A 26679-nucleotide genomic window follows, 5' to 3' on the forward strand; every position below is an offset into this window, starting at 1 on the left:
TGAATAAAAGAATGTATAATGATAGACAAATAGCGCAAACGTTTTCATAGATTGAGATATTGTTTGCGCTTCAATTAAACTATTAAATGCAAACGTTTTCAGTTACTGAGGTACATAGACAATTTAGGGAGGTTTTTGGGATGAAGAAAGCATTATCATTATTAACGGTTTCAGCATTATCTATTGGTATGTTATCTGCATGTGGACCGAAAGATTCAGGGAAAAAAGAGGAAAGTAAAGCGAAAAAAGATTATGATCTTCTTGTTTGGGAAGATGATAAAAAAGGTGTTGGTTTAGAAGCAGCAGTGAAAAGCTTTGAGGAAAAATATAAAGTAAAAGTAAAAGTTGTTGAAATGCAAATGACAGATCAAGTGAAGAAGTTACGCCTTGATGGGCCAGCGGGGACTGGACCAGATGTTGTAACATTGCCACACGATCAAATCGGAAATGCAGTAACAGAAGGTTTACTTTCTGAAGTGAAAGCAGATGATGCTGTAAAGAGTAAATTTACTGATTCATCAATAAAAGCACAGACATATAACGGAAAATTATATGGTTTACCAAAAGCAATTGAGACGCCAGTCTTTATTTACAATAAAAAACTAATGCCAAAAGCGCCAGAAACGATGGACGAGCTGTTTAACTTCTCAAAAGAATTTACGAAAGATGGCAAGTACGGATTTTTAGCATTAGGAGATAACTTCTACTTTGCTAATGCATTTATGGCAGGTATGGGCGGTTATGTATTTGGTGAAAAAGATGGAAAGCCAAATGCAAGTGATGTTGGATTAAATAATAGCGGAGCAGTACAAGGTGCTGAATATCTTCAAAAATGGTACAAAGAAAAATTATTCCCGAAAGGTATTATCGGTGAATCAGGTGGGCCTGCTGCTGATGGGTTATTCAATGAAGGAAAAGCAGCATCTATCATGAATGGCCCATGGGCGTTCCAAGCAATGGAAAAGAACGGAATTGATTATGGCGTTGCTCCAATGCCGAAATTACCAAATGGTCAACCAATGAAAACGTTCGTTGGGGTTAAAGGGTGGCATGTAACTAGTTTCTCTAAACAAAATGATTTAGCTACAAAATTCACTGAGTGGGTAACAAATGAAGAAAACGCAAAAATTCGATTTGAAAAAACAAAAGAAATTCCTCCAGTAAAATCAGTAATGGAAGATCCAATTATTAAAGATAACGAAGCTGCAAAAGCAGTTGCAACGCAATCTGAAAATGGAATTCCAATGCCAAACATTCCAGAAATGCAAGAAGTTTGGAAACCAGCTGGAGATGCGCTTCAATTAGTTGTTACAGATAAAGAGGCACCAAAAACGGCGCTTGATAGTGCAGTGAAACAAATTAAAGGTAATATTGAGGCAAATCATAACAAGAAAAAATAAGGTGAAATTCGTGCCTCTAATATGAGAGGCACGAATTCTCTCCCTTCCATGTAGGAAGAAAAAAGGGGGAAGGAACATGCAAACATCTATGGAACCAGCAAATGGGTTGAATCATTCTAAGCATAGGAAAATGGCAACCATGTTATCAATCATTCCAGGCGTGGGCCAAATGTATAATAAACAATTTGTAAAAGGTCTTATTTTTCTAGTATTAACAGGTTCATTTATTGTAGCCTTTGCTGATTTATTAAATATGGGATTATGGGGTATTGTAACGCTTGGTACAGAAGTTCCACGTGACCATTCTGTCTTTCTATTAGTAGAAGGAATCTTGGCCCTTATCGTTATCGCTTTTGGACTCGGCATATATGCATTTAACTTATATGATGCATACCAAAATGGAAAGAAACGTGATATCGGAACACCGTTAAATTCTGTAAAAGAGCAATACCGTAATTTGTTAGATCAAGGTTTTCCTTATTTAATGGTTTCACCAGGTTTTCTACTACTTATCTTTGTTGTCGTATTTCCAATCATCTTCGTAGTTTTAATTGGATTTACAAACTATGATTTATATCATTCTCCTCCAGCTAAATTAGTAGATTGGGTGGGCTTTAAAAACTTTATTGATATTTTCACTTTACCGATGTGGAGAGAGACATTTGTAAGTGTATTCTCTTGGACTGTCATTTGGACATTCGTTGCAACAACATTACAAGTTGCGCTTGGTATTTTCTTAGCGATTATCGTAAATCAGCCCGGTATTAAAGGAAAGGCGATTATTCGAACAATCTTTATTTTACCGTGGGCTGTTCCAGCATTCGTATCTATTCTTGTGTTCTCTGGTATGTTTAATGAAACATTCGGAGCGATTAACAATCAAGTATTAGCTTTATTCGGAATTGAAAAGATTGCTTGGATGACAGATCCATTTTGGGCGAAGATTGCTTTAATTATGATTCAAACGTGGCTTGGGTTCCCGTTTATCTTTGCGATGACAACAGGTATACTGCAATCGATTCCGGGAGAATTATATGAAGCGGCTACAGTAGATGGAGCGACAGCTTGGCAACAGTTTCGTAAAATTACATTGCCACTAGTGTTATACGCAACAGCGCCAATATTAATTACGCAATATACGTTTAACTTTAATAACTTTAGTATCATCTATCTATTTAACGGTGGAGGTCCTGCTGTAGCTGGACAAGACGCAGGTGGAACGGATATTTTAATTTCATGGATTTATAAGTTAACGATGACTTCAGCGCAGTACGGAAAAGCAGCAGCTCTTACAATGATATTATCGTTAATCGTTATTACAGTTGCGTTATGGCAATTTAAGAGAACAAAATCATTCCAAGAAGAGGATATGATGTAAATGAATATTAAAAGACAGAAGATGTTACGTCTCTCATTAAGTTATTTAGTTATTTTCGTAATGTGTGCCATCATTTTCTATCCGTTATTATGGATTATTGGCTCATCGTTTAATCCGGGTGATAGTTTATCTGGATCAAGTATTATTCCACAAAATGCAACGTTAGATCATTATCGTAAGTTATTAGATCTAGAGAATAGTAATTACTTACTATGGTATAAAAACACATTAAAAGTAAGTGTTTTAACGATGATTTTCTCAGTGTTAGCAATTAGCTTTACTGCTTATGCATTTTCGAGATATCGTTTTGTTGGAAGAAAAAATGGTTTATTAACATTTTTAATTCTGCAAATGATTCCAAACTTTGCAGCGTTAATTGCTCTATACGTATTAGCTCAATTAACAGGATTAATTGATACACATCTTGCATTAATTTTAATTTATGTAGGCGGGGCCATTCCGATGAATACATGGCTTATGAAAGGGTATTTTGATACGATTCCGAAAGAACTGGATGAATCAGCTCGTATGGATGGAGCAGGACATTTTCGTATTTTTTGGCAAATCATTATGCCACTTGCAAAGCCAATCGTAGCGGTTGTAGCGTTATTTACTTTCATTGGTCCGTTTACAGATTTCATTTTAGCGAGTATTATTTTGCGAACACCAGAAAATTATACTTTAGCAGTTGGATTATATGAAATGGTTGCGAAAAAATTCGGTAATGAATTTACAACGTTTGCAGCGGGTTCTGTGTTAATTGCAATCCCAATTTCAATTTTATTCCTATCACTACAAAAATACTTTATTTCTGGTTTAACAGCTGGAGGTACAAAAGGATGAAAAATGGGACATTACGTCCCATTTCTCTTTTCATCTCCCTATAAATAAGTTTATAGGGAGATGAAAAGAGATTTGACATCACATGTGAAAAGAAGTGAAATAAATAGTATATTATAGTATAGGAAAAAATAGCTATATCCCTTACAATACATGAAGAGGGAGAATAGGATTAGTTTTGCAAGATATAAGAAATGAAAGTTTATGACTTGCAATGAGTGCGAGATAAAATATATGAAAAATGGCAGAGAAATGAGAGGAGGGGATTTTTATGACAGTTACAATTAAAGATGTGGCGAAGCAAGCGAATGTTGCACCATCAACAGTTTCTCGTGTAATTGCTGATAATCCAAGTATAAGTGAAAAGACAAAGCGCCGTGTTAGGAAAGTGATGAGTGAATTAGGGTATCATCCCAATTTAAATGCGAGAAATCTTGCGAACCAAACGACGAAGACACTTGGTCTTGTTATGCCAAGTTCTGCAAGTAAAGCTTTTCAAAATCCATTTTTCCCAGAAGTTATAAGAGGGATTAGTTCATTTGCACACGTAGAAGGTTATGCGCTTTACATGTCGACAGGTGAAACGGAAGAAGAAATTTTTAATGGTGTCGTAAAGATGGTACAGGGACGCCAAATTGGTGGCATTATTCTTTTATATTCAAGAGAGAATGATCGGATTATTCAATATTTACATGAACAAAATTTCCCGTTTGTTTTAATAGGAAAACCATATGATCGAAAAGATGAAATTACATATGTAGATAATGACAATTATACAGCTGCAAGAGAAGTGGCAGAATATTTAATTTCATTAGGGCATAAGCAAATCGCGTTCATTGGTGGTGGATCAGATTTACTTGTAACGAGAGATCGTTTAGCTGGTATGAGTGATGCCTTGAAATTAGCAGACATTGTATTACCAAAAGAATATATTTTACATTTTGATTTTTCGAGGGAAAGTGGTCAACAAGCCGTTGAGGAATTAATGGGACTGCAGGAACCGCCGACGGCAATTATGGCAACGGATGACTTAATTGGACTTGGTGTGTTAAGTGCTCTTTCTAAAAAAGGATTCGTTGTACCGAAGGATGTTTCTATTGTAAGCTTTAATAATGCTTTATTATCAGAAATTGCAAGCCCTCCACTTTCAACAGTTGATGTGAATATTTATCAGCTAGGATATGAGGCAGCAAAAGCATTAGTTGATAAAGTAGAGAATGCAGAATCCACTGCAAAGTGTATCATTATTCCTCATAAATTACTAAAACGTCAAACTTGTGATCATTATGCATAAAAAAAGCTAAGAGTTTAACTCTTAGCTTTTTTCTTTAGAAAGGCTTCTAATCGGTCGCAGCCTTCTTTTAAAGTTTCGATACTATACGCATAGGACAAGCGAAGGTAGCCTTCACCGTATTCAGAGAATGCTGTTCCAGGAACTACAGCTAGTCCTGCTTCTTTAACAAGATTAAGTGCAAAATCAAATGATGAAGATGTCAAATGACCAACATATGGGAATAAATAAAATGCACCTGTTGGCTTTTCAACTGTTAATCCCATTTGAGTGAGTCTATTATATACGTAATCACGGCGTTTTTTATATTGGTGGCGCATCATTTTAGGTGCGTCTTTAGCCGCTGTTAATGCTTCAATTGCAGCGTATTGAGCGATTGAAGTAGCGCACGTTACGTTGTACTGATGAACTTTTAATATGTGTCCTGCTAAATAGCTTGGTGCAAATAAAAGTCCAACACGCCAGCCGGTCATAGAATGTGATTTAGATAAACCGTTAATGACAATTGTCTTTTCACGCATTTCTGGGAAATGGGCGATAGATGTATGCTTTTGTTCATATACAAGCTCGCTATAAATTTCATCTGAAAGGACGAAAATATTTTTATCTTTTAAAACATCTACAATATCTTTTAATTCTTCGGTGGATAAAGTTACACCAGTTGGGTTAGAAGGATACGGTAGTACGATACATCTTGTTTTTTCTGTAATAGCATTTTTAAGCACTTCAGCTGTTAAACGAAATCCAGTTTCACGAACATCTACAAAAATAGGCGTTGCACCGCATAATCGAATAATAGGTTCGTAGCCTGGATAAATAGGAGCAGGTAAAATTACTTCTGTTCCTGGCTCTAAAATCGTTCGGAATGCAACATCAATTGCTTCGCTAGCACCGATTGTAACGATGGTTTCGTTTTCAGGTGAATAATGTAAATCGTAGTTATCTTTTACGAAGTTACAAGCTGCCTTGCGTAATTCTAGTAAACCAGCGTTATGTGTATAGCTTGTATAGTTTTCTGTAATAGCCCGTTTAGCCGCTTCTTTCACGAGAGAAGGTGTAGGGAAATCGGGTTGTCCAATTGTTAAAGAAATCAAATTATCATAGTTTTGAATCATGTTAGAGAATTGACGGATTCCAGAAATTTGGATGTCCTTCACTCTAGGGTTAATGAATTGTTCCATTGTATCTCCCTTTCTTCCGTTTGAAAATTAAGTTCATTTTATCATATTTTCTATGATTACGCTTTGTATATGTTATTTAGAAAGAGAGAGAAAAGAGAAAAAAAGCCGCTATAAGCGACTTTTTAATATCCGTATTCCCAATCTATTTCATCTTCATTCCAGAGTACAGAGGATACCTTGCCAAGGTGAACAACTGATTCGTTCACAGCACATGTGCAGTTTTCATCTCCCGCTTTATGCTGTAACTCTTCATATACTGATTTTTCAACATTTTCTAGAACAACCAAATTTTCTTCTTTTAAAACAAGCGTAGTACCCGCCATATTTATCTTCCTCCTACTAAAGTAATGATCACTTATTTGTAAACATAGATAGTATGGATTATATGCTGTATTTTGCTATAGTTGTCCGTCTAAAAAAGTATTTTTATATTTTCTTTGTAATCCGTATTCATTGTATACTGCACGAAGGAAATTTGGTACAGGGTTTACAATCATTTCGAAAATCTGTAACAATTATTATGAGCTGTTAACAAAGAATTAACAAATATGTTAAGAAAAATCAAAATTTTAAAACAAATACACCTATAAAATGATATAATCATATCAAAATACATATAGGGGATGAGAGGTTATGGAGCTTATCCGTGATTTGTTGATTCAAATTGCCATCATAATTTTGCCACTATTTTTATATGAAGCGATTCGTTTAAATCGCTATCAAGAAATGCCTCCGAAGCCAAATCGTTACTTTATTATGTTTTTATCTAGCGTTACGCTCATTCTCTCCATGACATACTCTATTTGTTTTGGCAATGTGTGTGGGTATAACTTTCACCCCATTCCAATTGTCAGTGGTTTTTTATATGGTGGGATTGTTGGTTTAATCCCAGCGGTTATTTTTGTTGCATATGAATGGTTACTAAAGGGAATGAGCTTTCTTCCAGTTTTAGAAGTAATATTTCTATTGATAGTTCCGCTATTTTTATCAAAGAAATGGTCTCTTTTTTCAAAGGATAAGAAATTAATTTTAGCATTTATGATTTCATCATTTTATGTGCTTGTTTCTTTAGTATTAGGCATGATTAATGTTCTTTTGGAAACAGGATTTACACCGTATATTTCGCAAATATATAGCGGATTTATATTTGCCTCGCTTATCATGGTCATGACAATGGTATTTCAGGTGTATTTAACTGAATATTTAAATGAAAATGCATTGCTACGTACAGAGATGCAAAAATCAGAAAAACTTAATATTGTAAGTGAATTAGCAGCAAGTGTGGCACATGAAGTTCGCAATCCCCTTACTGTTGTTCGTGGATTTATCCAATTGCTAGAAAGCACGGAAGATGTGAAGAATAAGGATTATATGCGTCTCGTATTAGCTGAATTGGATCGGGCGGAACAAATTATTTCAGATTACTTAAATTTAGCAAGGCCGCAAATTGAGAAAAAAGAACACATTTGTTTATCAGCCCAATTAATAGAAATGACCACTCTTATGTCGTCATTTGCAGCGATGCAAGGTGTATATTTACAAGTTGAAATTTCAGAAAGTCTTTATACGATTGGTGATAAGACAAAATTGAAGCAAGCTATTATGAATGTTGTTAAAAATGGTATTGAAGCAATTCAAGGAAATAAAGGATATTTAAAAGTAACAGCTATTCAAAAAGACGAAACAATCATAATAAGAGTTAAAGATAGTGGTGTTGGTATGACGAAAGAACAGTTAGCAAGGCTGGGGCAACCATATTATTCTTTAAAAGAAAAAGGAACAGGATTAGGGCTTATGGTAACATTTAGTATTTTACAAGCGCATAATGGTACATTGGAATATAAGAGTGAGAGCGGAAAAGGCACTGAAGCAATTATTATATTACCAGCTGTACAAAATAAGGAATAAAAGTTACCGATGGAAGGTAACTTTTTATTTTATATTGTTTATTCGTTTGTTTTTTCTTGTTTTGCTCGGCTAAATAAACTTTTAAATGATTGAAAGAAGCTTTGCTCTTTTGAGGCAGCAACCATTCTTTTTGTTTCTTGAATTTCTCGAATAACTTGCATAAGCTGTGCATCACGGTTACTATCCTTGTTATAAATTTGACTAACAAGTTTATTCATTTTTTCTTCCTGTTTGGATTCTCGTTTATACATATGATTCATTAATAAGTCCACCTTTTCTTTTTGCAATGCATCTGTTTGAGCGGCGTGATCGACTAACTCTTGAAGCATTTTTTCTTGAGAGCCTTCTTTTACATAAACTTGTTGCATCAATTCGTCTAGTTTCTCATCCTTTAAACGATTTTGTGTAATTAGAGTAGAATTTTGATGAATAATTGCTTCATTTAATTGAGCGAGCATTTCAAGTTTTAACATGAACTCCTCAAAGTTACGCCCATCTTCTTTTTCTTTCGGTTGTATTTCTTGTTTATCTTGTATAACTGGTACAGGTGGGGCCTCTTTTTCTTTTAAAATAATTGGTATCGTTTCTGAAATATCTTCTTGCAGTGTAGCAGCTCTTTCATGAATAGATTTCAATAGTTTTAAATCATCCAGCTTATAAATACGAGCATCAGCTGTTTTGGAAATCATATAACCATGTTCCTCTAACAGTTGACTATATTTGCGAACTATATGTTTTGGGATGCCTGTTTTATTCGTGACATCTTTCGTTTTATAGGTAGCTTCCATAATATTTCCTCCCCAAAAAGTATCGTATATATCATTTCAATCTTTTATGAGGACTTCCTTTGAAAAAGAATGTCGGAAGGTTATTAGTTTTCTACAGCATTAGTGAAAAGATGAAGAAAAATGAGAGTTTTTGGCGGAATGGCGAAGAAGAGCTGCAATAATGTCTGAAAACATATACAGAAGAAGTTTGTTATAATAACGGAGGAAAAGAAACTGGTAGAAACATGGAGGTATACATGAAGCAATTAAAAGGTATTATCATTTCAATTATCGCAATTCTGTCTATTTTAGTAGCAGTTTATGAAGTACTTGTGCCAGAGGAAACAAGTGTAAAGAAAACGAATACGTATGATCAAGTGTTAGAATTTCCGAAAGAACGTTATCCAGAGACAGGAAAACATATTACGGATGCTATAAAAGAAGGGCATTCAGAAGTTTGTACAATCGATCGTGGTGGTGCTGCAGATAGAAGGAAATTGTCGTTAGCACCATATCCATCAAAAAAAGGGTATGATCGTGATGAATGGCCAATGGCGATGTGCAAGGAAGGCGGAAAAGGAGCACATATTGAATATATAAGTCCGGCGGATAACCGCGGAGCAGGCTCTTGGGTAGGGAATAAGTTAGATAAATACCCAGATGGTACGCGAGTAAAATTTGAAGTGAAGTAGTAGTTGTATATTTCATAATGAAGGAGAAGGGGAACTATGGAGTTAACGATTTCTTATTCGCAATTAATGTTGATGAACTATGACGGTGAGCAGCCTTATGTAGATTGGACTGATGAAGATTTTGAAAGAGGTTATGCTAAGGCAGATGGAACTGTTATTTTTGAAGCGCTTTCTGATTATACTTGTGAAGTGAAAGTGACCCCAGGGAAACATATTGAAAAAGAAGAAGTAGTTAGAACGATTACGGTTCCTTTTACAGTTGAAAATGAAAGTATCGTTATAACGAGTATTCTTTCTAATAAATTTCAAATACCTATTCCAAATGGTGAGTATATAGTTGTATTACAAGCAATTCCTCTTGAAGAGCCAACGGATGATGAATTATATAAAATACAATACGAATTCTTTTTTGAAAGTAAAGAATAAAAAATGGGTTATCCTGAGAAAAGGATAACCCATTTTTGTTATGCGTTTGTTTTTAAAAGGGAACGAGCATCTTTCGCTGCTTGCACCATATGTTCTAAAGCTGGAATAACTTCTTCTGTTCTTCTCGTTTTTAAACCACAATCAGGATTAATCCAGAAATATTTAGGATCACATACTTGTAAAGATTGTTCTACGATTTTATACATTTCATCTTTACTCGGTACACGTGGGCTATGAATATCATATACACCTAGGCCGATGCCTTTTTCATATGTTGTATGTTTTAAAGTATCAATAAATTCTCCGTGACTTCTTGATGTTTCGATAGAAATTACATCTGCATCTAATGCGCGAATCGCGTCAACAATATCTTCGAAGTTACTGTAACACATATGAGTATGAATTTGTGTTTCATTTGCTACAGAAGAAGTTGCTAAAAGGAAGGATTGTACTGCCCATGTAATATAAGCATCCCAATCTTTTTCTTTTAGTGGCATTCCTTCACGAAGTGCGGGCTCATCGACTTGGATTACTCTAATTCCGGAAGATTCAAGTAGTTCAATTTCGTGACGAAGAGCTAGTGCAATTTGATACGAAACTTCTTTTCTTGGAATATCATTTCGAACGAAGGACCAATTTAAAATTGTAACAGGTCCGGTTAACATTCCTTTTACAACTTTCTCCGTTAAGCTTTGTGCATAAACTGTTTCCTTAATAGTCATGCCGTTAATAAAGGCTACATCACCATAAATAACAGGTGGTTTTACGCAGCGGGAACCGTAAGATTGTACCCAACCGTTTTTAGTGAATGAGAAACCAGCAAGGCGCTCACCAAAATATTCGACCATGTCAGTTCTTTCAAATTCACCATGTACAAGGACATCAAGACCAATTTCTTCTTGGTAACGAATCCATTTTTCTGTCTCTTTTTCAATAAATTGTTCATATTGTTCATTTGAAATAACGCCGTTACGCCATTCTTTTCGCGTTTGACGAACTTCAGTTGTTTGCGGGAAGCTACCAATGGTCGTTGTTGGTAATAGCGGTAACTCCAGGGCAACTTGCTGTAATTCGTATCGTTTTTTAAATGGAAGAGGGCGTGAAAAATCTTCTTCTTTTAGTGCTGTTCGTGCTGCTTTGACATCTTCTCGGTTACGTGCAGCAGATGAACGAATTGTATGATGTACGTTTCGATATGTTTCCAGCTCATTACTAATGCTTTCTGTACCTTGAGTGAGAGCGGAATGAATAAGAACTAACTCTTCTAATTTTTGATTTGCAAATGCTAACGCATCAAACAGCTCAGTCGATAAGTGAGTTTCTTCTGTTTTATCGATTGGTGTATGCAATAAGCTACAAGAAGGCTGAACGATGATATCTTTCGTTTGGACTTGTTTTTGTAACGTTGTAAATAGCTCAAGGACTTCATCAAGGTCAGCTCTCCAAATGTTACGGCCATCTATACAACCGACAGCTAAAGTTTTATCAGCTGGGAATCCATATTTTGAAATAGCATTTAAATTACCTTCTTTACCATGAATGAAATCTAATCCAATACCGGATACCGGGAATGTAATAATTTCTTCATAGTTTTCTTCTACGCTATCAAAATATGTTTGTAAAAGAAGAGTCGCATTTGGAACTTCTTTACGAATAGCTTCATAAATTTCTTTTGCTTGTTGAACTTCTTCTTTCGTTAAAGAAGCAAAAATCGGTTCATCAACTTGAATGGCTGGTGCACCAGCTGCATGTAGTTCTGAAAGCAGTTGTACGTATGGTGCAACTAACTGTTTTAAAATAGTAGCAAATTGCTCTTGTGTATAGCCTTTAGCTAATTTCAAAAAAGTATATGGTCCTAAAATAACAGGTTTGCCATCTACGCCTAATTCTTGTTTTGCCTCTTCGTATAAGCGAAGTGGACGATTATCTTTTAAAGAGATTTGTAATCCCTCTTCATATTCAGGAACGATATAATGATAGTTTGTGTTAAACCATTTTGTCATTTCGGAAGCTACGTGATCTTTAGAGCCACGCGCCATTGCGAAATATACATCAAGGTAAGATGTAAACTCAGAAAAACGTGATGGGATAAATCCTAGCATATAAGCGGTATCCAAAACGTGATCGTAATATGTAAAGTCGCCAATTGGAATGAGTTCAATCCCTTTTTCTTGCTGTACTTTTACGTGTTGAAGGCGGATTTCTTTCATTGTTGTTAAAAATTGTTCTTCATTGATTTTATTGGACCAAAAAGCTTCTAATGTTTTTTTCCACTCTCGTTGTAATCCGATACGTGGATAACCTAAGTTACTTGTTTGAATTGCCATTTCAAATTCCTCCCTAATTAAAAGTAAGCACTTCCGTTTACTAGGAAATACCTATAACAAAAAGTATAAAGGCATAGAAAATAAGCCTTCCTTTTTGTTTTAACACCTCATCATCATCCGTGAATCTATCAGTGTTGTTAAAACAGGCAGGTCTCCTGACTTATGCTTCATATAATTTCTTTCACCTTCCCGTTTTCACAGTGGCACTAAAAAGAAATCTCAGCATTTACAGTGGCGGGACCGTGTTGGAGTTTCACCAAGCTTCCCTTTTAAACACGAAACGAAACTTTCGTGTACCTATTTTCCTTTTGAAAGGAATTTAACAAGCGATATGATATTGAAACAAATTCTAACACAATTTTTGGAATTTTGTCTACTGTTTTAAAATAAGAAAATTCAAAAGTTTTTATTTCTTATTATTATGACTTTTTATTCTGGATTAACTAATAATATTACAGTATAAAAAGAGAAATTGAGCTATGAAAGAAGTAGGATGTCTTCTTTCATAGCTCAATTTTCATCTATAGCAACTTCTGAAAGTCGGCCTGCTATAGCATCTTTAAGGAGGGTGTTTAGCCATTGTAATTCAACTGTAATATGCTCAATTACACTTTGCAGAATATATAGTTGTGCACGTGAAACCTTTCCTTTATTACAATCATATATCGTTTGCATAGTATGTAAATATTGAAGAGTATCGTTTTTCTTTTTTTCTAAAATAGGAACTAATTCGTGATCATTGCTAAAGTGAGCGAAAGATAAGGCTGAATAAATAGGTTTATATATTTGGTTTTTGGCTTCGAATTGTTTTAATAGTAAAGTGTGAAATAGTTTTTTACCTTCTTCTGTTATATGAAAAATCGTTTTGTCAGGTCGATTTGTGTCTTTAATTACATTTGTAATATGAATTGCGCCTTGCTTTTCTAATTGCTCGAAGGCGTAATAAAGTGATCCTTTAGCATATTTAATGTAACAATCCATTTGTCGTTCTTTCATAATATGCTGCACTTCATATGGATGTTTATCTCCTTCGAGTAGCAAGCCGAGAATGACTAATTTCATGCTCATGCTGTCTCAACTCCTGTATATAAAAACTTTATCCCGCATTAACTGCCCGTAAAAGCCCGATTGGTGAGGGCTAATAATCAGTGGGGGGATGCCCCCACTGATTAAAGTTTCACTTTATACATATTATAAACGGCATATCCTTTTTCATAAAGGGATATGCCGCTTCTTTTTTATATTAACTAACTTGCTTTTGTTTTTCTTTCTTTTTAGGACCTGTAAAGAGGCGTTCATTTCCCATAAGTAAAATACAAATAATACTTAGTACAGCCGGGATGAGTGCCCAGAAGAATGTGTTCGCAATAGATGTAGCGAGAGCTTCTTTAATACCCGCTAATATTTCAGCAGGAATTTTGGCGGTAGCGCCTGGTGATAATAAGAAACTTGTGTCTCCGCCTTTTGGAGCTAATTTTGCTAGTTCAGGGGGGAATACAGAGTTTAGTTTATCTGTAAAAATATGATTTTGAATTGTACCGAAAATCGTTACACCAAGAGTCATACCGAGTGATCGGAAGAATGAGTTTGTTGATGTCGCCGAACCACGGTCCCGCATTTCCAACTTGTGAATAGAGGACATACTTAATACTGAGAATGAGAAGCCAACACCAAGCCCAGCGAGAATCATAAATAGTGTTACGAGTAAACGAGGTGTGTCCATTGTTAAAGTACTTAATAAATAAATACCAAGAACGAAGAAGACACCAGATACCATCATAATGTTACGATAGCTTGTTCGAGAAGCTAATTGTCCTCCTGTTTGACTTCCAATTACAGAACCGACCATCATTGGTGTTAAAATTAATCCAGCATTAGAGGCGGAACCTCCAAGAACGCCTTGAATGAAGATTGGAATATAAACTGTACAGATAATAAAAGCGGCACCATAGAAAAAGGCAACTCCTTGACTAGCTGCGAATAAAGGTTTTTTAAATAGATGGAACGAAATAATAGGCTCGGTTGCTTTTCGTTCTACAAAGAAGAAAATAATAAGCGTAATAACTACTGTTGTAAATAAGCCAATAATTACAGTGGAATTCCAGGCATATTCCTTACCACCAAGTTCTAATGCAAACATTAAGCAAACAATACTTATGACAAGTGTAATAGCACCAGCCCAATCAATTTTTTGTTTTCTAAATTCTAGAGACTCACTGTAGTATTTAGTAATGAAGAAAAAGGAGATAAGTCCTAATGGAATATTGATATAGAAGACCCAATGCCAACTTATATAGTCTGTAATATAAGCACCTAATAAAGGACCGAATACACTAGATGTCCCGAAAACAGCACCGAATAGTCCTGTCATCTTCCCGCGTTTTTCTGGTGGGAAGATATCATACATAATTGTGAAGGCGATAGGCATAAGGGCACCACCACCGATACCTTGAATAGCTCTATAAATACTTAATTGCTCAATACTTGAAGCTGTTCCGCAAAGCGCAGAACCGAATAAGAAAAGAATGAGGCCCCCAATATAAAAACGTTTCCGTCCGTACATATCAGAAAGTTTCCCGAAGATAGGCATCCCTGCCATTGTTGCTACCATATAAGCTGATGTGACCCAAACGAACTTATCAAATCCTCCTAGGTCTCCAACAATTGTTGCCATTGCGGTTGCAACGATTGTATTATCCATTGCGGCCATTAATATACCAAGCAGTAAACCAGCAACAACAAATTTTGTCTTGTTGGTGTCTTTTTTTAATGGTTGAGTTTCCAAATATAACCCTCCTTTAGAAATAAGTAAACTATATTAAGTTTTGAGTGCAGTGGATAAAAATTTAAATGTATAGTTGATTTTAATTTCTTTTCCATAAGTGCACTAATATGCCATAAAGAATATTATAGTCAAATTTGACTATAAGGCAAACTTTTTCTTCCGCCAAAATATTCTTTCATATGAGTGGAGAGCAAGTGAGCCATACTGAATATTGCCATAAAGTAAATTGTAAAAAATTTTCATTAAGAACACCTTCTGTTAATAGATGAAAAATGGTTTTTTCTTCATATTGTCGAATAGGATAAAAGGAAGAGAAATATTAAACATTGCTTGTAGCAAACTTTAGTAATCTGGGGAATTCATTGTGTGTATGGTACATCTGAAATGAGGTGAATATATATTATGAAAATATGGGGAAGAATTTCGGATACAGGAAAGTATTCAATACCGCTACAACCAGTATTGTGGATTGACGGATCGAAAAAGGAAAACGAACCTCCTCAAATAGCCGTTACATTACAAATTGGTAGTATGTATACAGAACAATTTTCGTATGAATTGACCTATGATGTAAACGACATACTTATTATGCGAATTGAAGTGGAAAATAAAGGGTTAGAAATGATTTCGAGAGTTGTTGTAAGTCATATGATTCGAGATTACTTTGCTTATATTCCTAATTCTTTAAAAGTTGATAAGGGGATAAGTGAGTTTTTATTCCAGCTTGTAAGATGGCGAATTGATGATTTGTTACCAAATGAGAAGGTGGAACTACGTTGTAAAATAAAAGCTAATAAAGATAAAGCTCTTAAACAAGTATTCTTTCAGGCTACATATACATTTCAAGACAAAGAGGTATCATATGGCCCATTGCAAACAAATGAAGTTGTTGTGCGTCAATGATAAAAAGGAACCTGTACAAAAGGTTCCTTTTTTAGTGAAGGTTGTGTTTTTTGAGTATTTTCTTTTGCTCCACTCCTTTTTTTCCTACATAGTTATTTTTGTAGCCAAAGTATAGAATAAATAAAAATGAAACAACATTAACAATAGCGTCGATTTGATCGTTTGTAATAAAGTGTATGCCGAAAGAGGTAAATAATAATTTTAATGATAATAGAAAACCAGCTAGTAAACGCATAGCATCTGATAGATTCTCTTTTTGTAGCATATAGATTACTCCTTTCTATAAAAGTTATATATTATATATATGAAATAGAGTAGAAAAGGTATACAAGCTTAAGCGGAAATGTACATTGGATATGTACATTTTTTATTTTGTAGAAAAACATTATTGATATAGAAACATATATTGGTATAAAAGGGGGAAAAGTATGAAACATAAAGGGAAAATTAGTGGATTATTGCTTGGTAATACTGTGGCAGTTACAGAATGGATTGCACTTCAGGATGTAATTGCAAAACTAGATTCACGATCATTTTATACCGTCTTTATTATTTATATATTGCAAATGATACTAAGTTATTATTTTGGACATTGGTACGATAAAAGAGCGAGCGAGCGTATGGATGTGGAAGTAGGAGGAATGGCAAGCAACGATTTTGTTGTTGATTTTTTTGGGAAAGTAGCTGCTTTATCTGAAAGAGATTCTCGTAATATTACAGTGTACATTCTTTCTGTAAAAGAATGGGAAGGATTAAAAGACACGTTGCAAGAAAAAAAATTGGGAGTGTTAGTACAAAAATTAGAGAATACCATTGTAAAGACAATTCGGAAGGGCGATGTTGTTACAAAGTGGGATGAAAATAAGTATGTTATTGTAGCAATTGATAATGGTCATGAAACATCAACAATAACAAAACGATTAATGAAAAATATTGAAAGTGAAATAGAAGGGGATTTACTCAGTGTCACTCTTTTATTTGGAGCAGCTAGCTATCCAGTAGAAGGAAAAACGTTTGAAGAACTGTTGAGAAAGTCGCAAAATCAATTGTACCAGTATAGAAATTTGCAAGAAAATGAGTGAAGCTTTGATTTGAAGATATATGATAGGAAGATGTTTTGTTTGTAACATTTTTTTGACTTTTATTACAAAAAACGCCACGTTTGTAATAAAAGTCTTTAAAAATATATGAAATAAGCATATAATTATGATGGTAATGCCAATGCAATTTGCACAGTGTGTTTTATTTTAAAAGTGTAGAGGAAAGCAAGCTCTACACTTTTCCTTTTTAGGAAATGAAAAGAATATTTGTAAGTTGTTGCGAGACATCGATTGTACTGTGTAAAATGAACAAAGAGATTAATTGATAGAAAGCTGGAAAGGGAATGATAGACGTGAGAGCGGAGTAATCACCTTTTATCAGGTGAATTATTATAGTCTTATTAAGACTGAGGTGAAATTCCGTGGACATTAAAGTAATACATAGTGTGAACAGGCCTTAAAAAACACGAAGTAGTATACTTAAAGATGGATATGGAATTGCTAAATAATTCAAAAAGAAGAATGTAATATCAAGTAATAATTTGTACAAACAATATTAATGATCTTCGTAAAAAAGATGCGAGTGTATAGAACAATTACATATTTTATAACTTTTTTATATTACACGATGGTCGTTTATAAGTAGGAGGAAGAGATGTTGAAATATAGTAAATTAGCAATTGTAACTGCATTATCAATGATTTTATTAGCCGGTTGTTTCGGTCCGAAACCAGAAGAAGAATTATATGTAGCGTTTGAAAACGCTGCTAAACAAGAAAAAACAATGTTTGAAGATGCAAAAAAACTTGAGACTTTAGAGAAAGAAGGACAAGAATTATATAACCAAATTGTGCAAGAAGGAAAAGATAATAATCAAACTGTTAAAGAAAAACTGAATCAAGCAGTGAAAAATACAACTGAACGAGAAAAAGTGCTTACAAAAGAAAAAGAAGTTTTAAATAAAGCGCAAGAAGAAGTGAAGTCAGCTGATAAGTATGTGAAGAAAATTGAAGATAAGAAATTGAAAGATCAAGCTGATAAAGTGAAAAGCACGTATGAGAAACGACACGATTCATTTAATAAAATGTATGACAGCTATGACAAATCTTTAAAACAAGAAAAAGAGTTATATACAATGTTACAAGATAAAGGTACTAAATTAAAAGATATTAGTGAAAAAGTAAAAGTAGTTAATCAGTCTTATAAGGATATTGAGTCAGAAAAAGATAAATTTAATGAATTCACAAAGTCTTATAATACAGAAAAAGTAGCTTTTTATAAACAAGCAAATATTAAAATTAAAGAAGAGAAAAAATAAAACAGTTTGGCCAAGTGTAGGCCAAACTGTTTTATTTTTTTGTATAAGTACGACTATACCATGGAACAGGTTCACTTAATTTTTTTTCTTGTTTTAATGCTTCAGGACCAATATAATCTTGAAGTGTTTTTTTTGCTACTGTTAATGATAAGGTTGTTTTCGGATTTCGATAGGAGGATTCAAGATGACCAAGATGCGGTAGAATTCGAAAATCTTCTTTCGTAGGAGGGATGTGGAAAAAATAATCGCCTAAACGTATAAGGACATCAGATTGTTGTTGGCTAAAACGTGGGTTTCTAGAAAAATGTAATCCTTCTTTAATTGCTTTTTTTTCAGCAATCAAACGTTCTAAAGCTGTCTTTTTTAACCAGTATAAATATTTAGGATTAGTAGCTGCTTTAGCATGACGATTCACAACGAAAATAGATTGAGCTAGTCGATTAATAGAATGTTGATTTTGTAATTGAGATTGTGGTTGTGAAGGTTTCATATTGAATCTCCTTTCAATTTTTCATTATTATACCATAAATAAAATAGGTATTTATTATACGCAAAAAGTGATTGTATATATTTTCAATATTAAAGCAATATTGTTACAAAAAACAACTATTTTGTATAATAGTAATAGAATATGTTTTTGAAATTTGATAATGAAAGAGTGAGAAGTTTGAAAGAAATATTAAAACAACAGTATGCCATTATAGATATTGGATCTAATACAATGCGTTTAGTTATTTATGAAAAGCAAAATGGAGGTTATTATAAAGAGATTGAAAATACGAAAGTTGTTGCGAGGTTAAGGAATTACTTAATTGATGGTGTGTTGAATGAAGAGGGAATAGAAGTATTATTACAGACATTATTTCAATTTCAAGAAAGTACAAGATTCCATCAGTTGCATCATGTACTTTGTGTTGCAACAGCAACAATTAGACAGTCGGAGAATCAAGAGGAAATTAAAAAGCTTGTTGAAGGACAAACAGACTTTACTCTTAGAGTATTATCAGAGTATGAGGAAGCGCGTTACGGATACTTGGCGGTTATGAATTCTACATCGTTTTCAGAAGGAATAACGGTAGATATTGGTGGGGGAAGTACGGAAGTTACATACTTTAGAAATAGAGAGATTTTAGAGTACCATAGTTTTCCTTTTGGGGCACTTTCTTTAAAGCAACAATTTATTAAAGGTGATATTCCTATTAAAGATGAGTTAGAGGGAATGCAACAGTATTTAGAGTCTCAATTTCGAACGTTACCATGGTTAATCAATAAGAAATTGCCTCTTATTGCAATTGGTGGTAGTGCTAGGAACTTAGTAAAAATCCATCAAAATTTAATATGTTATCCTATAGCAGGATTACATTTATACAAGATGAAAGAAGAAGATATTGAAAGTGTAAAAGAGGAATTAGAAAAATTGTCGTTCATAGAACTTCAGAAATTGGAAGGATTGGCAAAAGATCGAGCAGATACGATTATTCCAGCGGTTGAAGTATTTCATACACTTGTTAATGTTATAGAGGCACCGGCATTTGTATTAAGTAGAAAAGGGTTAAGAGAAGGTGTTTTCTATGAAGAGTTGACAAAAGATTTGGGGATTTCATATTATCCGAACGTAGTTGAAGAAAGTTTGCATTTACTATCATATGAATACGAAATGGACATGGAATTTGTTATTCAACTTATTAAACATGGAAGACTAATTTGCAAACAACTTGAGGAAATAGGGCTTATTTCTATGTCAGTAAAAGACTGGGAAGTGTTCCATCAAGCAGCGAAAGTATTTAATATAGGCAAATATATAGACGAAGAAGCGAGTCGTTTACATACGTTTTATTTATTAGCGAATAAGACAATTGATGGCATGATGCATAAAGATAGAGTGAGGTTAGCACTTATTGCATCTTATAAATCAAAAATGCTATTTAAACAACATTTATCTCCATTTGAAGGTTGGTTTGATAAAAGTGAACAAAAAAAAATCCGCCTATTAGGAGCTGTTTTACAATTTTCAGCTACTTTAAATGTAAGGCAACGATCGCTTGTTGATACCATATCTATAACAGAAAGCGAAGAGGGATTAACGTTTAAAGTTTTATGTGAACAGTCTGCATTAGCAGAAAAAGTGCAAGCTGAAAAACAAAAAAAACAGTTAGAAAGAGTATTAAAAACGAATATTAATTTATTATTTGAATTAAAACATTAGGTTGTACGGATGTCTTTACGAAAAATTTACACTTTGTAATATTGTAATTTGATAAAATGAAATTAACTAAATTATAGTAAAAAAGTTTCAAGGGGAAGTGTGAAGAGAATGGAATTATCGAAGGGGAATGCAGTAGATTTAAATGATACAGCTTATTACAATAATCGAGAGTTAAGCTGGTTAGCATTTAATGAACGTGTACTACAAGAAGCGCAAGATGGAAATAATCCACTTTTGGAAAGATTGAAATTCATTAGTATTTTTAGTTCGAATTTAGATGAATTCTTTATGGTACGTGTAGCGGGATTAAAGGATCAAGTGAGTGCTGGATTTAATCAGCCAGAAAATAAAGCTGGCTTAACACCAAAAAAGCAATTAAATAAAATTGCGATAAAAGCCCATGCACTAATGACAGTACAATATGATACATTTAAAAATTATGTATTACCAGCGCTTGAGTTAGAGGGAATTGAACGTTTAACATTCAATGATTTGACGAAAGAGCAGCGAGAATTTATAGAAGAGTATTTTGACGAGCAAATTTTCCCGGTGTTAACTCCTGTAGCTATTGATGCATATCGCCCATTTCCAATGTTATTAAACAAAAGTTTGAATTTGGCTACTCTTTTATATGATGAGAAGCAAGCGGAAGAAGAAAACAGGACGAAGTTAGGGATTGTACAAGTTCCTTCATTACTTGAGCGCTTCATAATTTTACCGAGCGAAGGGCAAAAGCATAAATTTATTTTATTAGAAGACGTAATTAGTAGCTTTACTCATAAATTATTTACGGGATATACAGTATCATCTGTTACTCGTTTCCGTATTACACGCAATGCAGATTTAACGATTCATGAAGAAGGTGCGAGAGATTTATTAAAGGTAATTGAAAAAGAATTAAAAAAGCGTAAGTGGGGGGCTGCTGTTCGTTTAGAAGTTGGGAAAGAACACATTGATGAAAGAGTATTAGCGTTATTATATGAGGTTCTGGAAGTAAAAGATGAAGATGTATATATAATGGATGGTCCATTAGATTTAACATGTTTGTTTTCTTTATATAAAAAACTAGCTCCTTTATATGAACATCTTGTATATCCGGCTCTTATTCCGCAACCGCCTCAAGATTTAGGTGATGAAGAAGATGTATTTGAAAAAGCAATTGAGCATGATATTTTATTACATCATCCTTTTGAATCATTTCAGCCGGTAGTTGATTTTGTCCGTGATGCGGCAGACGATCCGAATGTACTTGCGATTAAACAAACGTTATATCGTGTAAGTGGTGATTCACCGATTATTCAGGCGTTAAAAATAGCGGCTGAAAAGGGAAAACAAGTGACGGTATTAGTTGAATTAAAGGCAAGGTTTGATGAAGAAAACAATGTTCATTGGGCTAAAGAATTGGAACAGGCAGGCTGTCATGTTATTTACGGTGTAAGTCACTTGAAAACTCATAGTAAAATTACGTTAGTTGTAAGAAGAAAAAACGGAAAAATCGAAAGGTTCGTACATCTCGGAACTGGAAATTATAATGATGCAACAGCGAAGTTATATACTGATTTTGGATATATTACATCAAGAAAAGATTTTGGGGTTGATGCAACCAATTTCTTTAATTATTTAAGTGGTTATACAACAAAGCCACATTTTCATCATTTATCGGTTGCTCCATTTGATATAAGAGAGCAGTTTATGGATTTAATAGATGAAGAAATCCGTTATCATAGACAATATGGAAATGGATATATTATCGCTAAGATGAATTCATTAACAGATAAACCGTTAATAAAAAAAATGTACGAAGCATCGCAAGCTGGAGTAAAGGTAGAGCTCATTGTTCGAGGAACATGTTGTTTAAGACCTGGTATTCCAAATGTAAGTGAAAATATTCGTGTAGTTAGTGTTGTGGGAAGATATTTAGAACATAGCCGTATTTATTATTTCCATCATAATGGAGAGGAGAAAATATATTTATCTTCAGCTGATTGGATGACGCGAAATATGGAGAAGCGAGTGGAAATATCTTTCCCGATATTAGATATTGAAATGAAGGCACGAATTAAGGCGATTTTACAGCTTACATTAGCTGATAATGTGAAGACACGTGAACAAAATAAAGATGGTGATTACTATTATGTTATTAATGGTAGTACAGAAGAAATTGATAGCCAAGTGAAGTTGTTTAAGATGGCGTATCAAAATACAGACGCTGAATAATGAAAAAAGTAAAAACCTCTTATGTCCATAAGAGGTTTTTACTTTTTTCTACTCATATGCTCCAAAAATGGAAGGATGGGTAGAAACAATAGTTTTATTATAAGCGTGTAATGAGGTGGCTCGTTGAGAGAATAACATTTGAAAGAATCGTTATTTTAACTTAGTAATAGTATGGTTGCTGACATGGTCCACCGTAACAAGGATAAGGTGCTGTCGGCGGGAAAGGTGGTGGATAAGGTGGATAAAATGGTCGAGGGCCGAAAGCTAATGCTCCGCCGAGCAATCCACCAGCAATTCCAGCTAGAAAGGGAACGCCAAAAAACGGGAAGAAGCGTGAGTCGCCTACTGGACCAATAGGTGCTGAACGGACTGGAATTGGTTGATAATATGGATACATGAACATACCTCCTTTATTGGACTCACTTTTATCATATGGTAAACAAAACGTGGATGAGCGCGTACAAGAAAGGATATGTAAGAAAATAGGCGAATTATTACGAATGTTGGAGTGTAAAAATTGTGATTTCAGGTTTTGACATAAAACGAAATGGAACACGTGTTCTTCCGAGGCCTCGATTGACATAGAGGGTTAAATCCTGCATCGTATAGAAGCCTTCAATATAGTCTTTGGCGAGTGATGGTGTAATAATAGCTCCTAAAAAAGGGATTTGTACTTGTCCGCCATGGCTATGACCAGAAAGTTGCAAGTTGATTGGATATTTGGAAATTTGCGGTGCGATATCTGGCTCGTGAACAAGAACGATGTTATAAGTATTTTGCCGTGCATGTTGTAATGTTTTCTCTATTTTTGGTTTGCCTAGTAGTATATCATCGAGACCGAAAATAGAAATTTCACTATTATCCATTAGACGAATTCTTTTTTCACTATTGAGCAATAGTTCAAATTCTGATTCACGCATGATGTGCTCATAGTATTCAGTTCCATATCCACCGTGATCATGGTTACCATAAATAGCGAATTTACCAAAGGGGGCTTGTATATTTTTTAAAATGGATGCGACGAAAGGAGTGTCAGTATACGTTTGATAATTATCAATGAGATCTCCAGTAAAAAGGACAATATCTGGATTTACAGCATTAATTTTAGAAACAACTTGAGATAAATGCTGGAGCGAGAAATAGTATCCGAGATGTAAATCGCTGAATTGAAGAATTTTCATACCATGAAAACTTTTTGGGATGAGTTGTGATTTTAATGTGTGCTGTGTAAAAGAAATGAAATGGGGCTCTATATATTTAGCATAGTAGTATCCGATGCTACTGGTTATAAATGAATAGAGACAAGTACGCATACCAATTTTCAAAAAAGTTCTTCTTGTAATGTGCTTCATAAAAATATGAGTATACCTCAAGGTTTTTATTCCATTTATAGGCTACTCAAATCTCCTTTCAGTTTATTTAAAAATATACTTTACATAATAAAAAATTAGTATAGGTTACGAAAAAAAATGAATGAAAAGAAAGTTCTTTACGTTAAAATATCAGAAAACTTTAAAAATATAAAGATTTCTATTAAATAAAGTGATAAAATGAATATGTATTCATTTTTTGGAGGGGATGTATGTGAAAGAAAAGGTAGTTATTATAACAGGTGGATCGAGTGGAATGGGAAAAGGAATGGCGACTCGTTTTACAAAAGAAGGGGCACGAGTTGTTATTACAGGACGTACGAAGGAAAAACTAGAGGAAACGAAGTTGGAAATTGAACAATTTCCAGGGCAAGTATTACCTGTACAAATGGATGTAAGAAATACGGATGACATTCAGAAAATGATTGAACAGATTGATGAGAAGTTTGGTCGAATTGATGTTTTAATAAATAATGCAGCTGGAAACTTTATTTGTCCAGCAGAAGATTTATCCGTGAATGGTTGGAATTCAGTCATTAATATTGTATTAAACGGTACATTTTACTGTAGCCATGCTGTTGGAAAATATTGGATTGAAAAAGGGGTAAAAGGGAATATCATTAACATGGTAGCAACATATGCATGGGATGCTGGTCCAGGAGTTATTCATTCGGCTGCAGCGAAGGCAGGAGTATTAGCGATGACGAAGACGCTCGCTGTTGAGTGGGGACGTAAATATGGAATACGAGTTAACGCTATCGCGCCAGGACCAATTGAACGTACGGGCGGTGCTGATAAATTATGGATTTCAGAAGAAATGGCTAAGCGTACGATACAAAGTGTTCCGCTTGGAAGGCTGGGTACGCCAGAAGAAATCGCTGGTCTAGCTTATTATTTATGTTCAGATGAAGCTGCGTACATAAATGGAACTTGCATGACAATGGATGGAGGACAACATTTACATCAATATCCATTTTAAAAGGGATAAAAAAATGAATGTTTGATTCATTTTTTATGGTTAAATGTGACGGAATTGTGACATATGAAAGAAAAGTGTTTACAAGAGGTCATATATACGTTATATTTAAGACCTCTTTTTTCTTCATAGTAGAATTGCTAATTCCCCTTAGCATTTTACCCCTCTAATCCCTTCAGGAAAACTGAAGGGATTTTTTATTATTTTTCCGTAAATATCATGTTATAATTTTTGAAAAGTAAAGGGAGGGAAGCACGTTGATAGATGCATTAGATGTAATGAGTAACTTGGATAAAGTCCTTCCTTATTATCAAGCTATTTTTAGTGCTGATGAGCATACTGTAATTGGATACGAAGTAGTAGGACGTATTCAAACAGAAGAGGGCATACAAAGTTTAGCTTCTTTCTTTCACGATGATTCGATTCCAAGTGAATTTCAACTGGAAGCGGATAATATTATAGTAGAAAAAGCTTTAAATCGTTATTTAGAAAGCGATCAAAAATTATTATTATTTATACATCGGAATGCTAATGTATTAATGAATGATGATGATGAAAGCTTGCTTCAACTTTTATTGAGGTATGAAGAACAAGGTTTAAATTTAAAACAAATTGTTTTAGAGATTACAGAGCATGAATGTAAAGAAGATATAGAGCAATTTAATCATTTGCTTATGTATTATCGTACATATGGTATTCAAATTTCAATTAATAAAGTCGGAACGGGCACAAGTAATTTAGAGCGTATTAGCGTGTTAGCACCTGATATTTTAAAAGTAGATTTAACGAACTTAAGGCAAACAGCACTTTTACAATCTTATCAAGATATTTTATATTCTTTATCATTACTTGCTAGAAGAATTGGTGCAACTTTGTTATATGAAGAAATAGATGCTTTTTATCAACTGCAATATGCTTGGAAGAACGGCGGAAGATATTATCAAGGTAATTATTTGAAAGAATGTTTACCTGATTTTATTGAAACGAATGTTTTGAAAGAGCGACTTGGTAATGAATGTCATCAGTTTATTCAGCATGAAAAGAAGAAGTTACAAAAAATTTATAATTTAACAGAGATGTTACGCGATCGCATTGGCGATGTTTTATCAAAACAAAAAAAGAATGAAGATATAAATGATTGGTTATTACAATTTAGTCAAAGTGTATCACAGTGTAGTTTTCGTATATTTATTTGTAATGAAGATGGTTTCCAGCAATCAGGAAATGTTATGAAAAAAGATGGAGAATGGATTGTGATGCCGGATTATTATATGAAGAACTGGAGTTGGCGCCCGTATTTTCTCGAGAATATCATGAAAATGCGTTTTGAGAATAAGGCGAGGCTTTCAGATTTATATGCAGATATTGAAACGGGAGAAATGGTACGAACATTTTCTTTCCCGATTGATGATGACAACTTTTTATTTATAGATTTATCTTATGAATATTTATATGAAGAAGATGTTTTATTTTAATGCACGAAGAGATTCGTGCATTTTTTGTTTGTTTTTATCATAAATTGGTAATAGTGAAAATGGTGATGAAAATGCTGTCTATCGTTGTAAAGATTTTACGAACGAAACCTGTCCTTTCTTTGCATAATCATTGTTACAATGAATACTACAAAGACAAGTTCTTTTAAAAGGAAGGTGAA

The 26679-nt window shown here is 34.0% G+C and carries 24 protein-coding genes and 1 riboswitch; of the genes, 14 read left to right on the forward strand and 10 right to left on the reverse strand.

Annotated features, from left to right (window positions below; all coding sequences use genetic code 11):
• Positions 1 to 140 precede the first annotated feature (140 nt).
• The 4 genes from CGQ22_RS04610 to malR all read left to right on the forward strand — a co-directional run bounded on the left by CGQ22_RS04610 (position 141) and on the right by malR (position 4912).
• On the forward strand, positions 141 to 1400 hold the full coding sequence (locus tag CGQ22_RS04610) for an extracellular solute-binding protein (RefSeq protein ID WP_089148306.1): 1260 nt from the start codon (positions 141 to 143) through the stop codon (positions 1398 to 1400).
• A 76-nt stretch (positions 1401 to 1476) separates the two neighbouring features.
• The gene (gene malC, locus CGQ22_RS04615) at positions 1477 to 2778 is read left to right on the forward strand and encodes a maltosaccharide ABC transporter permease MalC (protein ID WP_001194994.1); all 1302 of its coding nucleotides are present in this window, start codon (positions 1477 to 1479) and stop codon (positions 2776 to 2778) included.
• Positions 2779 to 3621, forward strand: coding sequence for a maltosaccharide ABC transporter permease MalD (malD, locus tag CGQ22_RS04620; RefSeq protein ID WP_001022608.1), 843 nt, complete (start codon positions 2779 to 2781; stop codon positions 3619 to 3621).
• A gap of 268 nt (positions 3622 to 3889) precedes the next feature.
• The gene (gene malR / locus CGQ22_RS04625) at positions 3890 to 4912 is read left to right on the forward strand and encodes a maltose operon transcriptional repressor MalR (RefSeq protein WP_000219050.1); all 1023 of its coding nucleotides are present in this window, start codon (positions 3890 to 3892) and stop codon (positions 4910 to 4912) included.
• Between the two features lie 14 nt (positions 4913 to 4926).
• On the opposite strand, the gene CGQ22_RS04630 is transcribed toward malR, so the two are convergent.
• Together CGQ22_RS04630 and CGQ22_RS04635 are read right to left on the reverse strand one after the other, a co-directional pair.
• Complete coding sequence (locus CGQ22_RS04630) at positions 4927 to 6090, reverse strand: aminotransferase A (protein ID WP_089148307.1); 1164 nt, start codon at positions 6088 to 6090, stop codon at positions 4927 to 4929.
• Positions 6091 to 6212: 122 nt separating this feature from the next.
• A complete protein-coding gene (locus CGQ22_RS04635) occupies positions 6213 to 6413 on the reverse strand; it encodes a hypothetical protein (protein WP_000929277.1) in 201 nt (66 codons plus the stop codon).
• Positions 6414 to 6723: 310 nt separating this feature from the next.
• Between CGQ22_RS04635 and kinB the strand changes: the two genes are divergently transcribed.
• The gene (gene kinB, locus CGQ22_RS04640; protein WP_000420360.1) at positions 6724 to 7998 is read left to right on the forward strand and encodes a sporulation sensor histidine kinase KinB; all 1275 of its coding nucleotides are present in this window, start codon (positions 6724 to 6726) and stop codon (positions 7996 to 7998) included.
• Between the two features lie 38 nt (positions 7999 to 8036).
• On the opposite strand, the gene CGQ22_RS04645 is transcribed toward kinB, so the two are convergent.
• On the reverse strand, positions 8037 to 8786 hold the full coding sequence (locus CGQ22_RS04645; protein ID WP_089148308.1) for a DUF3967 domain-containing protein: 750 nt from the start codon (positions 8784 to 8786) through the stop codon (positions 8037 to 8039).
• Between the two features lie 236 nt (positions 8787 to 9022).
• On the opposite strand from CGQ22_RS04645, the gene nucA reads away from it, so the two are divergent.
• Together nucA and comJ are read left to right on the forward strand one after the other, a co-directional pair.
• Entirely contained in the window at positions 9023 to 9457 is a 435-nt protein-coding gene (nucA, locus tag CGQ22_RS04655; protein ID WP_000811494.1) for a DNA-entry nuclease, read from the forward strand.
• Between the two features lie 36 nt (positions 9458 to 9493).
• The gene (comJ, locus tag CGQ22_RS04660; protein ID WP_089148309.1) at positions 9494 to 9883 is read left to right on the forward strand and encodes a competence protein ComJ; all 390 of its coding nucleotides are present in this window, start codon (positions 9494 to 9496) and stop codon (positions 9881 to 9883) included.
• Between the two features lie 38 nt (positions 9884 to 9921).
• Here the strand turns inward: comJ and metE are convergent, their stop codons facing one another.
• The 3 genes from metE to CGQ22_RS04675 form a co-directional block, all read right to left on the reverse strand.
• Positions 9922 to 12210 (reverse strand): 5-methyltetrahydropteroyltriglutamate--homocysteine S-methyltransferase, encoded by a 2289-nt coding sequence (gene metE, locus CGQ22_RS04665; protein WP_001007627.1) that lies wholly within the window; start codon positions 12208 to 12210, stop codon positions 9922 to 9924.
• A 128-nt stretch (positions 12211 to 12338) separates the two neighbouring features.
• A riboswitch (cobalamin riboswitch) is annotated at positions 12339 to 12526 on the reverse strand.
• 194 nt (positions 12527 to 12720) lie between these two features.
• Positions 12721 to 13278: a PadR family transcriptional regulator gene (locus CGQ22_RS04670; protein ID WP_000062058.1), complete on the reverse strand. Its 558-nt coding sequence runs from the start codon at positions 13276 to 13278 to the stop codon at positions 12721 to 12723.
• 175 nt (positions 13279 to 13453) lie between these two features.
• A complete protein-coding gene (locus CGQ22_RS04675) occupies positions 13454 to 14995 on the reverse strand; it encodes an MDR family MFS transporter (protein ID WP_000449907.1) in 1542 nt (513 codons plus the stop codon).
• 402 nt (positions 14996 to 15397) lie between these two features.
• Between CGQ22_RS04675 and CGQ22_RS04680 the strand changes: the two genes are divergently transcribed.
• On the forward strand, positions 15398 to 15898 hold the full coding sequence (locus tag CGQ22_RS04680) for a hypothetical protein (protein ID WP_000708124.1): 501 nt from the start codon (positions 15398 to 15400) through the stop codon (positions 15896 to 15898).
• Positions 15899 to 15929: 31 nt separating this feature from the next.
• Here CGQ22_RS04680 and CGQ22_RS04685 read toward each other — a convergent pair whose 3' ends face one another.
• Positions 15930 to 16163, reverse strand: coding sequence for an SPP1 phage holin family protein (locus CGQ22_RS04685; protein ID WP_000939449.1), 234 nt, complete (start codon positions 16161 to 16163; stop codon positions 15930 to 15932).
• 163 nt (positions 16164 to 16326) lie between these two features.
• Here CGQ22_RS04685 and CGQ22_RS04690 point away from each other — a divergent pair, with 163 nt between their 5' ends.
• Together CGQ22_RS04690 and CGQ22_RS04695 are read left to right on the forward strand one after the other, a co-directional pair.
• Positions 16327 to 16980, forward strand: a complete 654-nt coding sequence (locus tag CGQ22_RS04690) for a diguanylate cyclase domain-containing protein (protein WP_000680819.1) — start codon at positions 16327 to 16329, stop codon at positions 16978 to 16980.
• Between the two features lie 613 nt (positions 16981 to 17593).
• Positions 17594 to 18256, forward strand: coding sequence for a YkyA family protein (locus tag CGQ22_RS04695; RefSeq protein WP_000922485.1), 663 nt, complete (start codon positions 17594 to 17596; stop codon positions 18254 to 18256).
• Between the two features lie 31 nt (positions 18257 to 18287).
• Here the strand turns inward: CGQ22_RS04695 and CGQ22_RS04700 are convergent, their stop codons facing one another.
• Complete coding sequence (locus CGQ22_RS04700) at positions 18288 to 18746, reverse strand: YkyB family protein (RefSeq protein ID WP_000804864.1); 459 nt, start codon at positions 18744 to 18746, stop codon at positions 18288 to 18290.
• A 141-nt stretch (positions 18747 to 18887) separates the two neighbouring features.
• On the opposite strand from CGQ22_RS04700, the gene ppx reads away from it, so the two are divergent.
• Together ppx and CGQ22_RS04710 are read left to right on the forward strand one after the other, a co-directional pair.
• Positions 18888 to 20462 carry an exopolyphosphatase gene (gene ppx / locus CGQ22_RS04705; protein ID WP_061884526.1) on the forward strand — a complete coding sequence of 525 codons (1575 nt, stop codon included), beginning with the start codon at positions 18888 to 18890 and terminating at the stop codon, positions 20460 to 20462.
• 108 nt (positions 20463 to 20570) lie between these two features.
• Positions 20571 to 22679 (forward strand): polyphosphate kinase, encoded by a 2109-nt coding sequence (locus CGQ22_RS04710; RefSeq protein WP_000423549.1) that lies wholly within the window; start codon positions 20571 to 20573, stop codon positions 22677 to 22679.
• A 160-nt stretch (positions 22680 to 22839) separates the two neighbouring features.
• Here the strand turns inward: CGQ22_RS04710 and CGQ22_RS04715 are convergent, their stop codons facing one another.
• Together CGQ22_RS04715 and CGQ22_RS04720 are read right to left on the reverse strand one after the other, a co-directional pair.
• Entirely contained in the window at positions 22840 to 23076 is a 237-nt protein-coding gene (locus CGQ22_RS04715) for a hypothetical protein (RefSeq protein ID WP_089148310.1), read from the reverse strand.
• 97 nt (positions 23077 to 23173) lie between these two features.
• Positions 23174 to 24031: a metallophosphoesterase gene (locus CGQ22_RS04720; RefSeq protein WP_002164159.1), complete on the reverse strand. Its 858-nt coding sequence runs from the start codon at positions 24029 to 24031 to the stop codon at positions 23174 to 23176.
• Positions 24032 to 24263: 232 nt separating this feature from the next.
• Here CGQ22_RS04720 and fadH point away from each other — a divergent pair, with 232 nt between their 5' ends.
• Together fadH and CGQ22_RS04730 are read left to right on the forward strand one after the other, a co-directional pair.
• Positions 24264 to 25028 carry a 2,4-dienoyl-CoA reductase gene (gene fadH, locus CGQ22_RS04725; RefSeq protein WP_089148311.1) on the forward strand — a complete coding sequence of 255 codons (765 nt, stop codon included), beginning with the start codon at positions 24264 to 24266 and terminating at the stop codon, positions 25026 to 25028.
• Between the two features lie 254 nt (positions 25029 to 25282).
• Complete coding sequence (locus tag CGQ22_RS04730) at positions 25283 to 26500, forward strand: EAL domain-containing protein (protein ID WP_000564306.1); 1218 nt, start codon at positions 25283 to 25285, stop codon at positions 26498 to 26500.
• Positions 26501 to 26679: the final 179 nt, after the last annotated feature.

The organism is Bacillus sp. M13(2017) (assembly GCF_002218325.1).
Classification (GTDB): Bacteria; Bacillota; Bacilli; order Bacillales; family Bacillaceae_G; genus Bacillus_A; species Bacillus_A thuringiensis_K.